Source organism: Mesorhizobium sp. 113-3-9, from assembly GCF_016756515.1.
Classification (GTDB): domain Bacteria; phylum Pseudomonadota; class Alphaproteobacteria; order Rhizobiales; family Rhizobiaceae; genus Mesorhizobium.
Genome location: NZ_AP023246.1, coordinates 1,873,968 through 1,889,467 on the forward strand (window position 1 = coordinate 1,873,968; position 15,500 = coordinate 1,889,467).

Below are 15,500 nucleotides of genomic sequence, written 5' to 3' on the forward strand. Positions count from 1 at the left end.
TCTACATCCGGCAAGTGGAAGAGTGCAAATAAGCGGTGTGACCAATAGGGAAATCGCAATGCCGCGCATCACCACGCCATCGTCCATCGCCGCTGCGCCCGCAACAACGCAACCCGTGCTGCAGGCCGTCGAGAAGCAGCTCGGCGTCGTGCCGAACCTGTTTCGCATGATCGCCAACAGTCCAGCCGCGCTCGAAGGCTATCTCGGCATGTCGGGGGCGTTGGCCAAGGGCCGGTTGTCCGCGCCGACACGTGAGCGCATTGCGCTGGCGGTCGCCGAGATCAATGGCTGCAGCTACTGCCTGTCCGCACACACCTACCTTGGCAAGAACCTCGCCCGGCTCGACGATGCCGAGATGCTCGCCAACCGCCACGGTGGCTCCACGGACCCCAAGGCGGCCGCGGCGGTGCGTTTTGCCGCCAGGGTTGCGCTTAGTCGCGGCCATGTCGGCGACGAGGATCTCTCCGCCGTCAGGCTGGCAGGCTACGACGATGGAGAGATCATCGAGATCGTCCAGCATGTCGCCCTGAACGTCTGGACCAACTATATCAATGAAGTTGCCCAGACCGAGATCGATTTTCCGGTTGTTTCTGTCCGCGATGCTGCCTGAATCCGGAAAGGGCTGGCGGTGTCCGCCGGTCCCCACCCTTCATGCCGCAGAGGATTCCCATGTCTGAAAGCCGCCCGCCGCTTCCGCCCTTCACCGCCGAAACAGCCGCGCAGAAGGCACGCATGGCCGAGGATGCGTGGAACTCGCGCGATCCGGCAAGGGTCGCGCTTGCCTATACGACCGACAGCCGCTGGCGCAACCGCTCTGAGTTCCTGCAAGGCCGCGATGCCATCCAGGCTTTCCTGACGCGCAAATGGAGCCGCGAGCTCGACTATCGACTGATCAAGGAAGTCTGGGCTTTCCACGGCAACCGCATCGCCGTGCGCTTCGCCTATGAATGGCACGACGACAGCGGTTCATGGTTCCGCAGCTACGGCAACGAGAACTGGGAGTTCGACGAGCACGGGCTGATGCGCCTGCGCATCGCGAGCATCAACGATCTGCCGATCGCGGAAGCCGACCGTAAATATCACTGGCCGCTCGGGCGCCGCCCGGATGACCACCCAACATTGTCGGAGCTCGGGCTTTAGAGCAATTCCGGGAAAAGTGCGAAACGGTTTCCCACCAGGAATTGCGCCAATTGCCGCAAGCCCCGCCATACGCAAGGAGGCTTTCGATGAACGCACATGCTTTTGCCAGCGACGTCGCCTTCACGCCGACCGTCAAGGCGATCCAGACGCGCAAGGGCTCGCGCCAGTCCTATTCCCGCGTCGAGGAGCGCGGTGGCTGGAAATCGGTGATCACGCCGGACCTGGCCGCCTTCATCGAGATGCAGACGAGCGTCTTCCTGTCGACGGCCAATGGCGATGGCCAGCCCTATATCCAGCATCGCGGCGGGCCGGCCGGCTTTCTCAAGGTGCTCGACGAAAAGACAATCGGCTTCGCGGATTTTTCCGGCAACAGGCAGTTCATCACGCAGGGCAACCTGGCCGACAACCCGCGCGCCTTCCTGTTCCTGATCGACTATATGCTGCGCCAGCGCATCAAGATCTGGGGTACGGCGCGCGTCATGGAAGACGACGCCGAGTTGATGGCCAAGCTGATGCCGCAGGATTACAAGGCGCGTCCCGAGCAGGTCATCCTGTTCACCGTCTCGGCCTGGGATGCCAACTGCCCGCAACATATTCCGCAGCGTTTCGAGGCCGCCGATGTCGCGGCGGCGCTTGGTGAACGCGACAGGCGTATCCAGCACCTCGAGCAGGAGATCGCGCGCCTGAAGCAGGCTTCGACGGGGATAGACAAGGAATGATGGTACGGCCGAAGGGTCAGCCGCCGGCGGCGGTCTCGGCCAGTGCGATGCCGTCCGGGGTCGGTTTCACCGGTACGATGCCACGCGCCAGCGCCAGCAGATATTTGTTGTACTCGGTGAACAGCACGCGCAAGGCCTGCGGCTTGGTCAGCCAGCCACCATTGTCGAGGTTGGAATTGACCACCGGATAGGGTTCCAGCTTGGCGCCATGCAGAAGCCGGCTCATTTCAAGCAGGCTGCGCGGCATGTGGTAGTTGTTGGTGACGAGGATCACCGTGTTGTAGGCGTGGCTTTCCACCCATTTTGCGCTTTCCTCGGCATTGCCGATCGTGTCGAGCGCGGCGCGGTCGATGTCGACGCAGCAGGAAAACAGCTTCTTGTCGCCGCCGGTCGCTACCTGGAGTTGGCGCCGGCTGGCCGAAGGATGCACGCCACTGATCAACAGGCGCTCGCCTTTGCCGGAGGCCAGCAGCTCCATCGCGGCATCGAGACGGGACTGGCCGCCGGTGAGCACGATGATGGCGTCGGCCTTGGCCGGATTGGCTGGCGTGGTCAGATGGCTGACCTTGTTGGCGAACCAGCCGAAGCCGCCGGCAAACAACAATGCGAGGACGAGAAGAGAGAGCGCGGATATCCGAAACGCGGTCTTTAAACGGCTAATCCGGCCGTGGTCTCGCAAACGAGCAACCACCACTGGCATCTGTCCAGCCGTCCCGGTCGAATCCCGCACGTCCATGGCCATATGGTTAATCCTGAAATGCGGCCTTTGGTAGGTAAAAGACGCACTTTGCGTTACGCCGTTTCTCCATCCGTGATCACCTTGCTTTCGACCTCGCCAAAGCATGCTTGCTTCTCACGCGTCGGGTTGGCGAACGTCGATATCGCTGAGATAGGCGACGACGGTGGCATGCGAGGTTGCCGCCGTCAGCGCGCCGATCACCAGCACCATGAGGACGACGCCGAGATAACCCGCGGAGCCGATGGCGAAATTGCCGAACAAGGCGGTTGCCTGGTCGGCCTGCGGCGTAGCCATGTTGCGCGACGACCACCAGGAAAAGACGATGAAGACAAGCACCGCCGCCGCGCCGCCGGCGGCCGCGCCCTTCATGCCGGTGACCAGGAAATGCCGGCGGAATTCGCGCGCGATGAAGCGCGCCTCTGCGCCGACGAAATGCAGCACCTCGATGATGTGGCCGTTGCCGGCCATGGCGCCGCGCGTGGCAAACACCACCGTCAGCACGGTCGCCGACAGCATCAGCGCCAGCACGGCGATGCCGATGGTCACCGTGGTGCGCGCCATCGCCACCAGCCGGTCGACCCAGGTTCGGTGATCGTCGAGCGAAGCGCTTGGCAGCTTCGGCGTGATCGCGGCGCGCATGGCGGCGAAGTCGGGTGGGCTGTTCTCGTCGATTGTGACGATGATCAGGCGCGGCACTGGCAGGTCGTCGATGTTGAGGCCCGAACCCAGCCACGGCTCCAGCAGCCTGGCGGTCGCCTCGCGATCGATGATTCTTGTCGACTTCACGCCGGGGAATTCGCTGGCGATCTGCGAAGCCTGGGTGAGGGCGGCCTCCATGTCGAGGCCGTCGACCGGCTTGATCTGGATCGTCGCCTCGCGAGAGATCTGGTTTTCCCAGACCGAGGCGGTGTCGCGCACCAGCGTCACCGCGCCGAAGGTCAGGCAGGACAGGAAGGTCATGATGGCGATGACCAGGACCAGTGCCCGGCCGGCTATGTTCTGCGCCGGCACGATCGGCGCCATCCGGCGCTGGGCACGCGGCCGCACCGCGGTTGCCTCGGCGTCCTGCTCCTGCTCTTCGAAATGTTCAGCGGACAGGTCAGTCATAGATATCCAGCCTTCCGCCGGCCAGGATCATGCGGCGCGCGTCGACCTGCTCCATCAGGCCAAGGTCATGGGTGGCGATCACCACGGCGGTGCCGAGACGATTGAGCTCGATGAACAGCCGCAGCAGCCGCCGCGCCAGCGGGGGATCGACATTGCCGGTCGGCTCGTCGGCCAGCAGGATCTCGGGCTGCTCGATCAGTGCCCGCGCGATCGCGGCGCGCTGCTTCTCGCCGCCCGACAGGACCGGTGGCAGCACATGCATGCGCTCGCCCAGCCCCACCCATTTCAACAGCTCGGTGACATCGGTGCGGTAGCTCGCCTCCTCGCGCCCGCGCACGCGCAACGGCAGTGCGACGTTCTCATAAGTGGTCATGTGGTCGAGCAGGCGAAAATCCTGGAACACCACGCCGATGCGGCGTCGCAGGTGCGGCAGTTCGGTGCGCGAGATGCGCGAGCGGTCCTTGCCGAAGATGGTGATCAGGCCGCGTGTCGGCTTCAGCGACATGAACAGAAGGCGCAGCAAGGTCGTCTTGCCGGCGCCCGAAGGCCCGCTCAGGAACTGGAAGGAGCGCTCCGGTATATGCAAGGAAATGTCACGGAGGATTTCCGGACCCATGCCATAGCGGAGGCCGACATTTTCGAAGCGAATCAATTTCGACGACCTGAAGTTCCGGGTTGCGGCGAGCCATCCCGTTCTGGGAAAAGACCATCGGCCGGCATGGTTAACCGGCGGTTAATTCCTGTGCTGTTTCGGCGCTTCACGAGGGCTCCGGTGGGGAAGCGTTAACCATTTATGTTTACGCAAAAGAAACGAAAAGCGAACACGCGCAATAACGGGGCCATGATGGCTGACGAACGAACCGCGCGCCCGGTTTCCGGCGAAATCATGACCGATGCCCCGGCAATTGCCGTGGCGGACCGGATCGTGCGCGATCCGGCGGCTGATATCGTCGATGCGGACTATGAGGTGATGCCGCGCTTTGTCCCCACCGTGGAAAGCGTTTCAGCGCCGCCGCGCCTGATCGTCACGCCGTCCATCGAGGGCATGGACATGCTGCGCAAGCCGGAAGCGCCGGCGGAACGGCCGCCGGCCGCCCGCGGCGGGCCGGTCTTCTGGATCGCCGGCATCGGTGCCGCCCTTGCCGCCTTCTGGGTCTCCGGCGGACACGCGCTGGTACGCCAGGCACCATTCCCGTCTGGCGCGCCGGCGTCGGCGCTGACCATTTCAGGCGTCACCTCACGCGTCGATGCCTCGGGAGCCAATCCGGTGCTGTTCGTCGATGGCGAGGCCGCCAATGACGGAGAGGGGCCGGCGACAATGCCGCCGCTTGAAATCCGCGTGACGGGCAATGATGGGCGCACAACCCGCTATACGTTGGGGACATCCGGCCATTCGCTGGCATCGGGCGAAAGATTCGGCTTTGCCAGCCGGCTCGACGTGCCTAAGAACGGCGTAAGAACCGTTTTGGTTACTTTCGCAGAATAGGCGATCACCGGGGAAGACCACCAATGCCCATCGTACGCGACAAGGACATCGAAGTCCTGTTTTCGGCGTCGGCGATCGCGCGGCGCAATCTGGAACTCGCCAAGGAGATCGCCGGGCACGACTATCACGATCTGCTGGTGATTTCGGTGCTGAAGGGGTCGTTCATCTTCGCCGCCGACCTGATCCGCGCCATGCATGATGTCGGCCTGTCGCCAGAGGTCGAGTTCATCTTCATTTCCAGCTATGGCGCCGGCACCACCAGCGGCGAGGTGAGGGTGCTGCGCGACATCGACAATGAAGTCGCCGGCCGCGACGTGCTGCTGATCGACGATATTCTCGAATCGGGCAAGACGCTGACCTTCACCCGCGACCTGATGCTGTCGCGTGGGGCCAAGAGCTGTGCCATCGCCGTGCTGCTCGACAAGCGCATGCGCCGCCAGACCGCGCTCACCGCCGACTATGTCGGCTTCGACTGCCCCGACTACTTCGTCGTCGGCTACGGCATGGATGTCGCGCACGCCTTCCGTGAATTGCCGTTTGTCGGTGTTGTGAAAGGCGATGCGTGAGGCGAGCGCCTCGCGGCGGAGAATTCTGAAAAAGACCTTAACGGCGTCAGGAAAATTAGCCCCTGTCGAGCGCCGGGGCTTTCAGGAAAAGTCAACTTTTGCCCGCCAAATATGCCGGCCATGGCAAAGCTTCTGATCGTCGAGGACGATGAATCCGTCCGCACCCTCGCAGCCCGCGCACTCGAACGCGCCGGCCACGCAATCGATATCGCGGCGGACGGCGCTCAAGGCCTGGCGCTGATACGCGCCGCGCATGGTGGCTACGATCTCGTCGTCTCCGACATCCGCATGCCGGAGATGGACGGCATCGAGATGGCGATCGCGGCGGCTGCCCTCTTCCCGGCGATGAAGATCATGCTGATGACCGGCTACGCCGACCAGCGCGAGCGCGCCGAGGAGTTGAACGGCATCATCCTCGACGTCGTGCAAAAGCCCTTCACTCTGGCCGAAATCCGCTCGCGCGTCGAACGGGCGCTGATCTGCTTCGCCTGATCAGACCGGATCGGCGGTTGCCAGCCCGGGTGCTTGGCTCTTGCGCCGCTCTGTCTTGAGCGCCAGCAGGCCGGCGCCGATGATGAGGGCCGCACCGATCACGGTCGTCGACCTGGGCACCTCGGCGAAGAACAGAAAGCCCCAGAGCGGCGACCATAGAATGCCGGTGTATTCGAAGGTGGCGACCCGATTGGCCGGTGCCAGCCTGTAGCCTTGCGATAGAAGGATCATGCCGGCGGAGGCGACGAAGCCGCAGGCGGCCATCTTGAGGAAATCCGGTAGCGTCGGCCATATCCACGGCCGCACCAGGAACTCAAGGCTCGGGTGGACGGCGTGGGTTATGCCGGCCAGGTGGAATGTGCCGGCAACCACGGCCGCACCGACGAGATAGGCGCCATTCTGGTAGAAGGCCATGACCGTGGACGATTCGGTATCGCCGATCTTGCGCGCCATCAACTGCGAGAACCCATAGAGCGCCGCCGAACCCAGCGACAGCAGCGCCGCCCAGTCGAACAGTCCCGCGCCTGGGCGCACCATCACGATGACGCCAAGCAGTCCGATCAGCACCGTCGCCAGCGTCCGCCAGGACACGCGTTCGCCAAGGTAAGGTCCGGCCAGCGCCATGATGAACAGCGGCGCCATGAAATAAAGCGCCACGGCGTCAGCCAGCGGCAGCGCGGCGATAGCCAGATAATACACCGTGTAGGAGGTGAACTGGATGAAGGCGCGGATCGTCAGCAGGCCGAACCGCTTCGACAGGATTGCCGGCAGCCCGACATCGGCGTGGACGAGGATGATCAGGATGGGCAAGGCGACGATCGAGCGGATCGCCATCACTTCGGTCACCGGATAGGAGCTCGACACGGCTTTGACGAGCGGGTCCTGCAGCGAAAAAACCAGCACGCCCAGGCACAGGCTCAGGATGCCGCGCACCATCCTATTCTGCATCTGGTTTCCGGCTCCTGCGCGTATGGTCCGAAGCTGTCGCCTGCGGAGTAAAAAGAACCCGCCACCGTTTCGGGTAGCGGGCACGAGTGAGGACTCTTTGATTGGTCCGCGGCCGATTTCGCGACCGCTTATCCAATGGGTATGGCGACTATCATCCGGCGTTTGACATGTTGCAAACGAATTGGAATGATATCAGCAATCAAATTTTCTTATGATGGAAATCATGCGCCCGACCCTCGACAGCGATCTCCTGCGCACCTTTGTCGCCATCGCCGAGGCCGGCAATTTCACCAGGGCGGCCGAGCAGGCCGGCCGCACCCAGTCGGCCGTGTCGATGCAGATGAAGAAGCTCGAAGAACTGATCGGCGACAGCCTGTTCGAGCGCGGCTCGCGCGGCGTCGCGCTGACGCGGCGCGGCGGCGAACTCATCGTCAACGCCCGCCGCATCGTCTCGCTGCTCGACGAAACGGCGGCGTCGATGGCGGCCGCGCCGCTCGGCGGACCGGTGCGCATCGGCATTCCGGAGGAATATGGCCACGCCATCCTGTCGCGCGCGCTCGGCGCATTTTCGAAACGCCACACCAAGGTCGAGGTCACCGTGCGCTACGCGCATTCGGAGGCGCAGCTGGCGGCGCTCGCCGCCGGCGAACTCGATCTGTGCGTGGTGTTCGAATGGCAGGACCCGGCCGGCGGTGAAGTGCTGATGCACGACCCGACCGTCTGGGTGACGTCGGCCGTGCATCACATGCACGAGGAAAGGCCGGTGCCGATCGCGCTCTACAACCGGGTCAGCTGGTGCAAGGACTTCGCCATCAAGTCGCTGGAGCAGCGCGGGCTTGCCTATCGTGTCGCCTATACCAGCGACACAACAGGCGGCCTGAAGCTTGCCGTCACCTCGGGACTGGCGATCGCGCCGATATCGCGCAGCAACATTCCCGACGGCTGCCGCGAACTGACGTCAGCCGATGGATTCGGCGACATCGATTCCTCCAATGTGGTGATGCATCGCAACTCGAATGCATCGGGCGAGGCCATCGACGGCATGCAGGAGGCGATCCGCGAAGCGTTCGTCAACCGGCAAGGTCAGTCTCTTACATCCTCATAGAAGGTCAGGCGGTTGCCGAACGGATCGTTGACGGTGACCTCCTTCGTCTTCCAAGGGGTCTCCTCCAACCCCGGCCTGGCAAAGCGGTATTTTCTTTCGGTCAACTCGCGGTGGAGCCCGGCGATGTCGGCTGTCTCGATCCGGATGTGAGAGCCCGGCGCGCCGTCGCCATGATGTTCGCTCAGATGCAAGACACAGCCGTCGCGGTAAACGCCTGTGTAAAGCGGCGTGTTGTCTTCGAAGCGGTTTTCGAACTGCACTTCGAAACCAAGAAAACCGACGTAGAATTCATGCGCCTTGGCCACATCGAAGATGCGCAGGATGGGCGTGACAGTACCGAGCTTCGGCATGGTGTTGCGACCGTTCGGGCGGGATTTGGGGGCGGCGGTTCCTATTTCAGCTCGAGCAGCCGTTCCAGATAGCTGCGCTCGATATCGGGGCTGAGCGCGTTGCCGAGCCGCTTGCGGATCGCTTCCAGGATCTGGCGGGCGCGCTGGACGTCGATCTCGTCGGGCACCTTCACCGAATCGCCGAAATCGGGACCCTGGCTGGCGCGCGGCCGGCCGAGCGGGTCGCGGTCGGCGTTCTGCTGGCGGCCGCCTTCCTGGCTGCCGCCCTGGTCGCCCTGCATGGCTTGCATCTGCTTCATCATGTCCTTGGCGCCCTTGCGCAGCGCCTCGAGTGCCCGGCCCTGGTGACCGACCGCTTCGTCGCCCTGGCCCTCGCCAAGCGCCTGCTCGGCGCTGCCCATGGACTTGCCTGCCTCGCCAAATCCTTCATTGGGCTCCATGCCCATGCCTTCGAGCCCCTTCTTCAACTTGTCGAGATCGCTTTTCAGCTGGCCCTGGCCTTCCTGCAACTGCTTGAGCGCATCGGCGAATTCCTGCGGGGTCATCGGTTTTTGCTGGCCATTCTCGCCGGGCTTGTCGTTTTGACCTTGCTCACTGTTCTGACCAAGCTGTTCGTCGCGGTTCTGCCCGCGCTGGCGTTCACCGCGCTGCATCTGGTCCATGCGGAAGGTGTCGTTCATCATCTCCTGCTGGCGCCGCAGGATATCGCCGAGCTTGTCCATCTGCTGGCGCATCTGGCTGTCCTGCTCGCCGCCCTGCTGCTGACGGCCGGCCTGGAGATTGTTCATCATGTCCTGCAGTTGCGACAGCAATTGCTGTGCCTTGTCGCGGTCGCCCGACTTCGCCAGGTTCTCGATCTGGTCCATCATGCGGTCGATGTCGCTCTGGCGCAGTTCCTGGCCGTTCTGCTGCATCTGCGGCGCGTTCGGGTTCTGCTTGGCGCGTTCGGCGAATTCCTGCAGGAACTGGTTCATCGCCTCGCGCAGTTCCTTCATCGCCTTTTCGATTTCCTGGTCGCTGGCACCGTTCTTGATGGCGTCCTGCAGCGCCTGCTGCGCCTGGCGCAGCCGCTTCTCGGCCGCCGAGAGATTGCCCTCCTCGATGCCAAGCGCGATTTCCCAGAGATAGCCGACCTCGCCGCGCAGCTGGTCGTCGTTCCCGGCCAGCTTCAGCCGGCTGCGCGCGCTCATGATGGCGAGGTAGTGGGACATGTTGTCGAACGTGTCTTCCGGCCGCAGCGTGATGGCGTCGATCAGGTCGAGCACGCGCGGCTTGGCATTGGCGTCGAGCGCCAGCAGGCGCCGCTGTTCGATCACCGCACGCGCCAGCGGGTTGGCGAACGGGCGCTCGGGCATAACAAGCGTCTTGGTCTCGCTGGACGCGGTGTGTCCGGCATCGTCGGTGGCGACCAGCGTCAGCTTGATGCTGCTGCCGGCCCAGACATGTTCGGTCAGGTCTTTCGTTGTCTTGGCGGCATTCGACTTGCCGCCGCGGCGCGGCAGCGTCAGCGGCATTTCCGGCGGGCCGTAGAGGGCATGCGCATCCGGCGCCTGCGGGTCGGCCAGCGCGAACACCGCCTTGGCGGTGGCGGCGCCATAGTCGTCGTCGATCTGATAGTTGAGTTCGAAGGCGCCATTGGCGGCGCGCTTTGGCTCGCCGACGAAGCGGATCTGCGGCGGCTTGTCCGGGATCACCGCGAAGGCCCAGCGGCCAAGCTGATCCTCGCCCGATTTCAGCGTCAGCGTGCCGTCGCCGGTCAGCTTGTTGGTGAACTGGCGCACTCTTGAAGTTGAGCTGGGCGACGGCGCCGCCGGGGTTGCGGCAGGCTTGGCCGTCGCGGCGGCCGGGTCGATGGCGCGCGAATTGCCGTCCTTGTCGGCATAGGCAAGTGTTTCTTCGCCCGAGCCGCCGGTGACGCGCAAGGAGACGTCGCTACCTTCGGGCACATGAAACGTCGGTGTCGCCTGGTTGGCGTCGGCGGTCAGGAAGACCGGCGGCTTGCCAGTGTAGGCCGGCGGCGTCACCCATGCATCGATGCGCGGCGGCACGGCATCATGCGCACCATGGGCGCTGAAGCCGTCGGCTATCCTGCCGCCGGTCGGCCCGAAGGAGAAGGCAAAGGCGGTGACGAGCAGCAGTGCCGCCACGGCGCGCAGCCCCCAGGGGTCGCGCTCCGGCACGCGCGTGCGGGGCAGGTCGGCGCCGAGGCTGTCGAGCCTTGCTGCCATGCGCTTCTGATGTTCGCGCCACAGCGCCTGCGAGAAGCTGCTCTCCCGGCCGCTCGGCCGGTCGGTCTGCACCAGCACGGGGCTGTGCAGCAGCCTGTTTGCAGCCTCGATGCGGCGATCGACCTCGGCGGCCGAGGGCATGCGGAAGAAGCGCAGCGGATAGAGCGCAGCCAGCCCTGCCAGGCCGAATGCCGCGACGAGGCCGATGCGCGCGATATCCGGCAGCCGGGAGAAGATGCCGAACCAGGACATGCTCAGGAACAGGCTGGCGACAACAAGCAGCGGAAGCAGCAGCGGCCAGCCGCGCTCGACCATCATCGAGACCCGTGTCGCCAGCCGGCTCAAGGCCAGGCGCCCGGCCAGGCCGCGGTCGTTGCTGAAGGTGGGTCGTTCGGTCATCGGCCCTTCCTGGAGCCTGTTCCATCCCGAAAGAAACGGGGCGGGGCTCATCTCTTTGAGCATGATCCGTTTTCGGGATCATGTCGTGGGGCGGGGCAGGATAGCCCAAGCCCCACGACTCGAAGAATACCAGCAAACACGGCAAAGGCGAGGCAGTTCGAAAAAACGTGAACCCGGCCGAAACGGCTGCAATCAGAAATTGGCGGGGTTTGCGTTGGCGCCGCAGACCAGCACGGCGACCCGTTCGCCCGGCGCCGGCGCATAGCGGCCGGACAACACCGCGGCGAAGGCTGCCGCCCCGCCCGGCTCGGAAATGATGCGCACGCTGTTCCACAGTGCCTTTTGGGCAGCAATGATATCGTCGTCGCTGACCAGGATGGAACGTTCGACGAAGGCTTCGGCGATCGGGAACATCATTTCGCCGACGCGCTTCGGCGCCAGCGAATCGGCGGCGATGCCTTCGGCCGGCGCATCGACTGGATGGCCGGCCTCGAAGGCGCGATGAAGCGTCGGCGCACCCTCGGGCTCGACGGCGACGATGCGGATGCGGCCTGCATACCAGGCGGCGATGCCTCCGATCAGGCCGCCGCCGCCGACGGCGACCAGCAACGTGTCGATCTCAGGCAGGTCCGCCTCGATTTCGAGACCGAGCGTGCCCTGGCCGACGAGCGTTTCCTCCTGGTTGAAGGCATGGATCTGCAAGGCGCCGGTTTCCTCGGCGAAACGTTCGCTGGCGGCCAGCGCTTCCGCATAGCGTGCGCCGCCGACGACAAGGTCGGCGCCATAGGCGCGAATGCGGTCGAGCTTGGCTTGCGGACTCACTTCGGGAACGAAGATTGTCGCCTTGTGGCCGAGCCGCATGGCGGCATAGGCGACGGCGGCACCATGATTGCCGCCCGATGCCGCGACGACACCGGCCGCCGGCACCCGCCGCTCAAGCAGATTGGTGAAAGCGCCGCGCGCCTTGAACGAGCCGGAATGCTGCAGGCATTCGAGCTTGAGGTCGATGGCCTGCGGCGGCCGGTCGAAGTCGGCCATGTCGACGCGCAGCACCGGCGTGTGGCGCACATAGGGGCGGATGCGCGGTTCCATCGCGGCAATGCGTTCGCGGGTGACGGTATTGCCTTGCGCCATGACTTGCTCCTCGTTGTGAGATTCCGCCTTATGCGAGCCAATCGGGGACCGAATCCAGCCCGATCAGGTCGTCATAGGTCAGGCGCGGACGCACGACGTGGAAGCGGTCGCCATCGACCAGCACCTCGGGCACCAGCAGGCGGGTGTTGTAGGTGCCGGCCTGCACGGCGCCATAGGCGCCGGCCGTGGAAACAGCGATGAGATCGCCGGCCTTCAGCCTGGGCAGGTCGCGATCGAGCCCGAGATAGTCACCGGTCTCGCAGACCTGGCCGACAACATCGACCATCATGCGCGGCGTATCGGCCGGCGGCTGCACGACCGGCCTGATGTCGTGGAAGGCATCGTAGAGCGTCGGCCGTATCAAATCGTTCATGGCGGCGTCGACGACGAGGAAATTCTTCGCGTCCCCTTCCTTCACGAAGATCACTTCCGAGACGAGGATGCCGGCATTGCCAACGATCAACCGGCCCGGCTCGAACATCACCTTCAAACCGAGCTTTGTGACATGCTTCCTGACGATCTGGGCATAGGCGTCGGGAAGGGGCGGCGGGTTGTTGTCGACGCGGTAGGGGATGCCCAGCCCACCGCCGAGATCGACGTGCTCGATCGAATGGCCATCGGCGCGCAGCGCGCCGACCAGGTCGACAAGCAGGGCGAAGGCGTCATCGAAAGGCTTCAGTTCGGTGATCTGGCTGCCGATATGGGTGTCGATGCCGGTGATCTTGATGCCCGGAAGCGTTGCGGCGCGGGCATAGACCTGCCGTGCGCGCTGCCACGGAATGCCGAACTTGTTCTCGGCCTTGCCGGTGGAGATCTTCTTGTGGGTCCTGGCATCGACATCGGGATTGATGCGCAGCGAGATCGGCGCCACCTTGCCGAGTGCCGTGGCGCGGGCCGAGAGGAGGTCAAGCTCCGGTTCGGATTCGACGTTGAAGCAAAGGATGCCGGCTTCGAGCGCGAAGTCCATTTCGCGCGCGGTCTTGCCGACGCCGGAGAACAGGATCTTGCTCGCCGGAATGCCGGCGGCCAGCGCCCGGCGCAATTCGCCTTGCGAGACCACATCGGCGCCGGCGCCGAGCTTGGCCAGGGTCCGCAGCACGGCCTGGTTGGAGTTGGCCTTCATGGCGTAACAGACCAGCGCGTCGAGGCCGGCAAAGGCCTGGGCGAACACCCGGTAGTGCCTGGTCAAGGTGGCGGTAGAATAGCAGTAGAACGGCGTGCCGACCTGAGCGGCGATATCGGGGATTGCCACGTCCTCGGCATGCAGCACGCCGTCGCGGTAGTCGAAATGGTTCACGAGAGTGGTTCCGGAAAGTTGGAGCACGATGAGATCGGGCTCAGAAGACCAAACCCGGTCCGATCGGTTCTAGATCAGCGGGTCGAGGATGAATTTCTTGTCCTTGACCGGTTTTTCCGGCTCCGGCGGCAGGGGCTGCTTGGCCCTCTCGGCATCCTTGCGCGCCTGGACGGCCGCCTCGTAGGGCGTGTCGAGACCGGCCCTGCGGCCGCAGGCGGTCACGACGGCCATCGCCGCCAGCAGCGTCAGCGTCACCAAAATCCTGCTTCCGGTCATCGATCCATCCGTCCGAAACGTTCTGTCAGCCGCCGCTTTTAGCCGAGTTCTCGGCGCATTGCACCCCGGATATTGCGATCGCAATATTGGGCATCACGCCTTCGCCAGCCGCTTTTTCCAATAGCGGATCTGCTTCCTCACTTCAGACGGCGCCGTGCCGCCGAAGCTGGTGCGGCTCTTGACCGAATTCTGCACCGCCAGCACCGAGAAAATATCGGATGTGATGCCTGGATTGATCGACTGCAGGTCCTCCAGCGAAAGCTTCTCCAGCCCCACCTTCTTGTCCTCGGCAAGCGCCACCGCACGGCCGGTGACATGATGCGCCTCGCGGAACGGCAGGCCCAACGTGCGCACCAGCCAGTCGGCGAGGTCGGTCGCGGTCGCGTGGCCGGAGCCGGCGGCCTTCTTCATCGCGGCGGCGTTGACCGTCATGTCCGAGACCATGCCGGTCATCGCCGCCAGCATCAGGTCGAGCGTCTCGGCGGCATCGAAGACCGATTCTTTGTCTTCCTGCATGTCCTTGCCATAGGTCAAAGGCATGCCCTTCATCACCGTCAGCAGGCCGACCAGATGGCCATTGACGCGGCCGGTCTTGCCACGCACCAGTTCGGCGGCGTCGGGGTTTTTCTTCTGCGGCATGATCGAGGAGCCGGTGGAGAAACTGTCCGACAACCTGATGAAGCCGAATTGCGGCGTCGACCAGATGATGATCTCTTCAGCCAGCCGCGACAGATGCGTGGCGCAGATCGCCGCCATGGCGAGGAATTCCAGCGCGAAATCGCGATCGGAAACGCTGTCCAGCGAATTGCGCATCGGCTCGCGGAAGCCGAGCGCCTTGGCCGTTCTGTTGCGGTCGATGGGGAAGCTGGTGCCGGCCAGGGCGGCGGCGCCAAGCGGGCTCTCGTCCATGCGCTCGATAGCATCGCGCACGCGCGACAGGTCGCGCGAAAACATCTCGACATAGGCCATGCAGTGATGGCCGAAGGTCACGGGCTGCGCTGCCTGCATGTGGGTGAAGCCCGGCATGACGGTCGCCGCGTGCTCCTCGGCCCGCTCCAGCAGCGCGGTGATCAGCCCTTTCAGCGCCTCGGCGACGCGAAAGCACTCGTCCTTGACCCACAGTCTCAGATCCACCGCCACCTGGTCGTTGCGCGAGCGGGCGGTGTGCAGGCGTCCGGCGGCGGGGCCGATCAGGTCGGCGAGGCGAGCCTCGACATTCATGTGGATGTCTTCAAGCTTGGTCGAAAACTCGAAGCTGCCGGCCTCGATCTCTTTCAGGATCGTGTTCAGGCCGTGAGCGATTCTTTCTTGATCGGCCGCCGAAATAATGCCCGTTTGCGCCAGCATCTCGCTATGGGCGATCGAGCCGCGTATGTCTTGCGCGTAGAGTTTGCGGTCGAACGAGATCGACGCGTTGATCGCTTCCATGATCGCGGCCGGACCCGAGGCAAATCGTCCGCCCCACATCTGGTTGCTGGTCTTCTTGTCGCTCATCGCTATAAAATCCGTGCTTC

General features: G+C 64.2%; 17 protein-coding genes. 7 read left to right on the plus strand and 10 right to left on the minus strand.

Annotated features, from left to right (window positions below; translation table 11 throughout):
* The first annotated feature begins 58 nt into the window (after positions 1–58).
* From MesoLj_RS09085 to MesoLj_RS09095, 3 genes are all read left to right on the plus strand, one after another.
* On the plus strand, positions 59–610 hold the full coding sequence (locus MesoLj_RS09085) for a carboxymuconolactone decarboxylase family protein (RefSeq protein ID WP_202325793.1): 552 nt from the start codon (positions 59–61) through the stop codon (positions 608–610).
* Between the two features lie 59 nt (positions 611–669).
* Positions 670–1,140, plus strand: a complete 471-nt coding sequence (locus tag MesoLj_RS09090) for a nuclear transport factor 2 family protein (protein ID WP_202325794.1) — start codon at positions 670–672, stop codon at positions 1,138–1,140.
* Between the two features lie 86 nt (positions 1,141–1,226).
* Positions 1,227–1,859, plus strand: coding sequence for a pyridoxamine 5'-phosphate oxidase family protein (locus MesoLj_RS09095; RefSeq protein ID WP_202325795.1), 633 nt, complete (start codon positions 1,227–1,229; stop codon positions 1,857–1,859).
* 16 nt (positions 1,860–1,875) lie between these two features.
* Here the strand turns inward: MesoLj_RS09095 and MesoLj_RS09100 are convergent, their stop codons facing one another.
* The 3 genes from MesoLj_RS09100 to ftsE all read right to left on the minus strand — a co-directional run bounded on the left by MesoLj_RS09100 (position 1,876) and on the right by ftsE (position 4,357).
* A complete protein-coding gene (locus tag MesoLj_RS09100) occupies positions 1,876–2,601 on the minus strand; it encodes a YdcF family protein (protein WP_202325796.1) in 726 nt (241 codons plus the stop codon).
* Positions 2,602–2,712: 111 nt separating this feature from the next.
* Positions 2,713–3,705 carry a cell division protein FtsX gene (locus tag MesoLj_RS09105; protein WP_202325797.1) on the minus strand — a complete coding sequence of 331 codons (993 nt, stop codon included), beginning with the start codon at positions 3,703–3,705 and terminating at the stop codon, positions 2,713–2,715.
* Positions 3,698–4,357 (minus strand): cell division ATP-binding protein FtsE, encoded by a 660-nt coding sequence (gene ftsE / locus MesoLj_RS09110; RefSeq protein ID WP_010911739.1) that lies wholly within the window; start codon positions 4,355–4,357, stop codon positions 3,698–3,700. Before ftsE ends, MesoLj_RS09105 begins: the two co-directional genes overlap by 8 nt.
* A gap of 189 nt (positions 4,358–4,546) precedes the next feature.
* Between ftsE and MesoLj_RS09115 the strand changes: the two genes are divergently transcribed.
* The 3 genes from MesoLj_RS09115 (at position 4,547) to MesoLj_RS09125 (ending at position 6,249) form a co-directional block, all read left to right on the plus strand.
* Complete coding sequence (locus MesoLj_RS09115; protein ID WP_202325798.1) at positions 4,547–5,191, plus strand: hypothetical protein; 645 nt, start codon at positions 4,547–4,549, stop codon at positions 5,189–5,191.
* A 23-nt stretch (positions 5,192–5,214) separates the two neighbouring features.
* Positions 5,215–5,757 carry a hypoxanthine phosphoribosyltransferase gene (gene hpt, locus MesoLj_RS09120; RefSeq protein WP_096450719.1) on the plus strand — a complete coding sequence of 181 codons (543 nt, stop codon included), beginning with the start codon at positions 5,215–5,217 and terminating at the stop codon, positions 5,755–5,757.
* Positions 5,758–5,877: 120 nt separating this feature from the next.
* Positions 5,878–6,249 (plus strand): response regulator, encoded by a 372-nt coding sequence (locus tag MesoLj_RS09125; RefSeq protein WP_010911735.1) that lies wholly within the window; start codon positions 5,878–5,880, stop codon positions 6,247–6,249.
* Here MesoLj_RS09125 and MesoLj_RS09130 read toward each other — a convergent pair whose 3' ends face one another.
* Positions 6,250–7,197, minus strand: coding sequence for a DMT family transporter (locus MesoLj_RS09130; protein WP_140772344.1), 948 nt, complete (start codon positions 7,195–7,197; stop codon positions 6,250–6,252). It abuts the gene before it with no gap.
* Positions 7,198–7,420: 223 nt separating this feature from the next.
* Here MesoLj_RS09130 and MesoLj_RS09135 point away from each other — a divergent pair, with 223 nt between their 5' ends.
* Positions 7,421–8,302, plus strand: a complete 882-nt coding sequence (locus MesoLj_RS09135; protein WP_140772342.1) for a LysR family transcriptional regulator — start codon at positions 7,421–7,423, stop codon at positions 8,300–8,302.
* Here the strand turns inward: MesoLj_RS09135 and MesoLj_RS09140 are convergent.
* From MesoLj_RS09140 to argH, 6 genes are all read right to left on the minus strand, one after another.
* Positions 8,281–8,652, minus strand: coding sequence for a glyoxalase superfamily protein (locus MesoLj_RS09140; RefSeq protein ID WP_202325799.1), 372 nt, complete (start codon positions 8,650–8,652; stop codon positions 8,281–8,283). The genes MesoLj_RS09135 and MesoLj_RS09140 overlap by 22 nt on opposite strands.
* 41 nt (positions 8,653–8,693) lie before the next feature.
* Positions 8,694–11,279 (minus strand): TIGR02302 family protein, encoded by a 2,586-nt coding sequence (locus MesoLj_RS09145; RefSeq protein ID WP_202325800.1) that lies wholly within the window; start codon positions 11,277–11,279, stop codon positions 8,694–8,696.
* Positions 11,280–11,471: 192 nt separating this feature from the next.
* Positions 11,472–12,413 carry a threonine/serine dehydratase gene (locus MesoLj_RS09150; RefSeq protein WP_202325801.1) on the minus strand — a complete coding sequence of 314 codons (942 nt, stop codon included), beginning with the start codon at positions 12,411–12,413 and terminating at the stop codon, positions 11,472–11,474.
* A 28-nt stretch (positions 12,414–12,441) separates the two neighbouring features.
* Positions 12,442–13,710, minus strand: a complete 1,269-nt coding sequence (lysA, locus tag MesoLj_RS09155) for a diaminopimelate decarboxylase (RefSeq protein WP_202325802.1) — start codon at positions 13,708–13,710, stop codon at positions 12,442–12,444.
* Positions 13,711–13,779: 69 nt separating this feature from the next.
* Positions 13,780–13,986 carry a hypothetical protein gene (locus MesoLj_RS09160; RefSeq protein WP_056576116.1) on the minus strand — a complete coding sequence of 69 codons (207 nt, stop codon included), beginning with the start codon at positions 13,984–13,986 and terminating at the stop codon, positions 13,780–13,782.
* A gap of 93 nt (positions 13,987–14,079) precedes the next feature.
* On the minus strand, positions 14,080–15,480 hold the full coding sequence (argH, locus tag MesoLj_RS09165) for an argininosuccinate lyase (protein ID WP_202325803.1): 1,401 nt from the start codon (positions 15,478–15,480) through the stop codon (positions 14,080–14,082).
* Between the last annotated feature and the right edge of the window lie 20 nt (positions 15,481–15,500).

Bases quoted from the DNA above. Each gene is read 5' to 3' on its own strand.
- MesoLj_RS09125 (WP_010911735.1), top strand. From the start codon at position 5,878: ATGGCAAAGCTTCTGATCGTCGAGGACGATGAATCCGTCCGCACCCTC.
- MesoLj_RS09085 (WP_202325793.1), top strand. From the start codon at position 59: ATGCCGCGCATCACCACGCCATCGTCCATCGCCGCTGCGCCCGCAACA.
- hpt (WP_096450719.1), top strand. From the start codon at position 5,215: ATGCCCATCGTACGCGACAAGGACATCGAAGTCCTGTTTTCGGCGTCG.
- MesoLj_RS09105 (WP_202325797.1), bottom strand. From the start codon at position 3,705: ATGACTGACCTGTCCGCTGAACATTTCGAAGAGCAGGAGCAGGACGCC.
- MesoLj_RS09090 (WP_202325794.1), top strand. From the start codon at position 670: ATGTCTGAAAGCCGCCCGCCGCTTCCGCCCTTCACCGCCGAAACAGCC.
- MesoLj_RS09160 (WP_056576116.1), bottom strand. From the start codon at position 13,986: ATGACCGGAAGCAGGATTTTGGTGACGCTGACGCTGCTGGCGGCGATG.
- MesoLj_RS09115 (WP_202325798.1), top strand. From the start codon at position 4,547: ATGATGGCTGACGAACGAACCGCGCGCCCGGTTTCCGGCGAAATCATG.
- MesoLj_RS09095 (WP_202325795.1), top strand. From the start codon at position 1,227: ATGAACGCACATGCTTTTGCCAGCGACGTCGCCTTCACGCCGACCGTC.
- MesoLj_RS09130 (WP_140772344.1), bottom strand. From the start codon at position 7,197: ATGCAGAATAGGATGGTGCGCGGCATCCTGAGCCTGTGCCTGGGCGTG.
- MesoLj_RS09150 (WP_202325801.1), bottom strand. From the start codon at position 12,413: ATGGCGCAAGGCAATACCGTCACCCGCGAACGCATTGCCGCGATGGAA.
- MesoLj_RS09135 (WP_140772342.1), top strand. From the start codon at position 7,421: ATGCGCCCGACCCTCGACAGCGATCTCCTGCGCACCTTTGTCGCCATC.
- argH (WP_202325803.1), bottom strand. From the start codon at position 15,480: ATGAGCGACAAGAAGACCAGCAACCAGATGTGGGGCGGACGATTTGCC.
- MesoLj_RS09140 (WP_202325799.1), bottom strand. From the start codon at position 8,652: ATGCCGAAGCTCGGTACTGTCACGCCCATCCTGCGCATCTTCGATGTG.
- MesoLj_RS09100 (WP_202325796.1), bottom strand. From the start codon at position 2,601: ATGGCCATGGACGTGCGGGATTCGACCGGGACGGCTGGACAGATGCCA.
- MesoLj_RS09145 (WP_202325800.1), bottom strand. From the start codon at position 11,279: ATGACCGAACGACCCACCTTCAGCAACGACCGCGGCCTGGCCGGGCGC.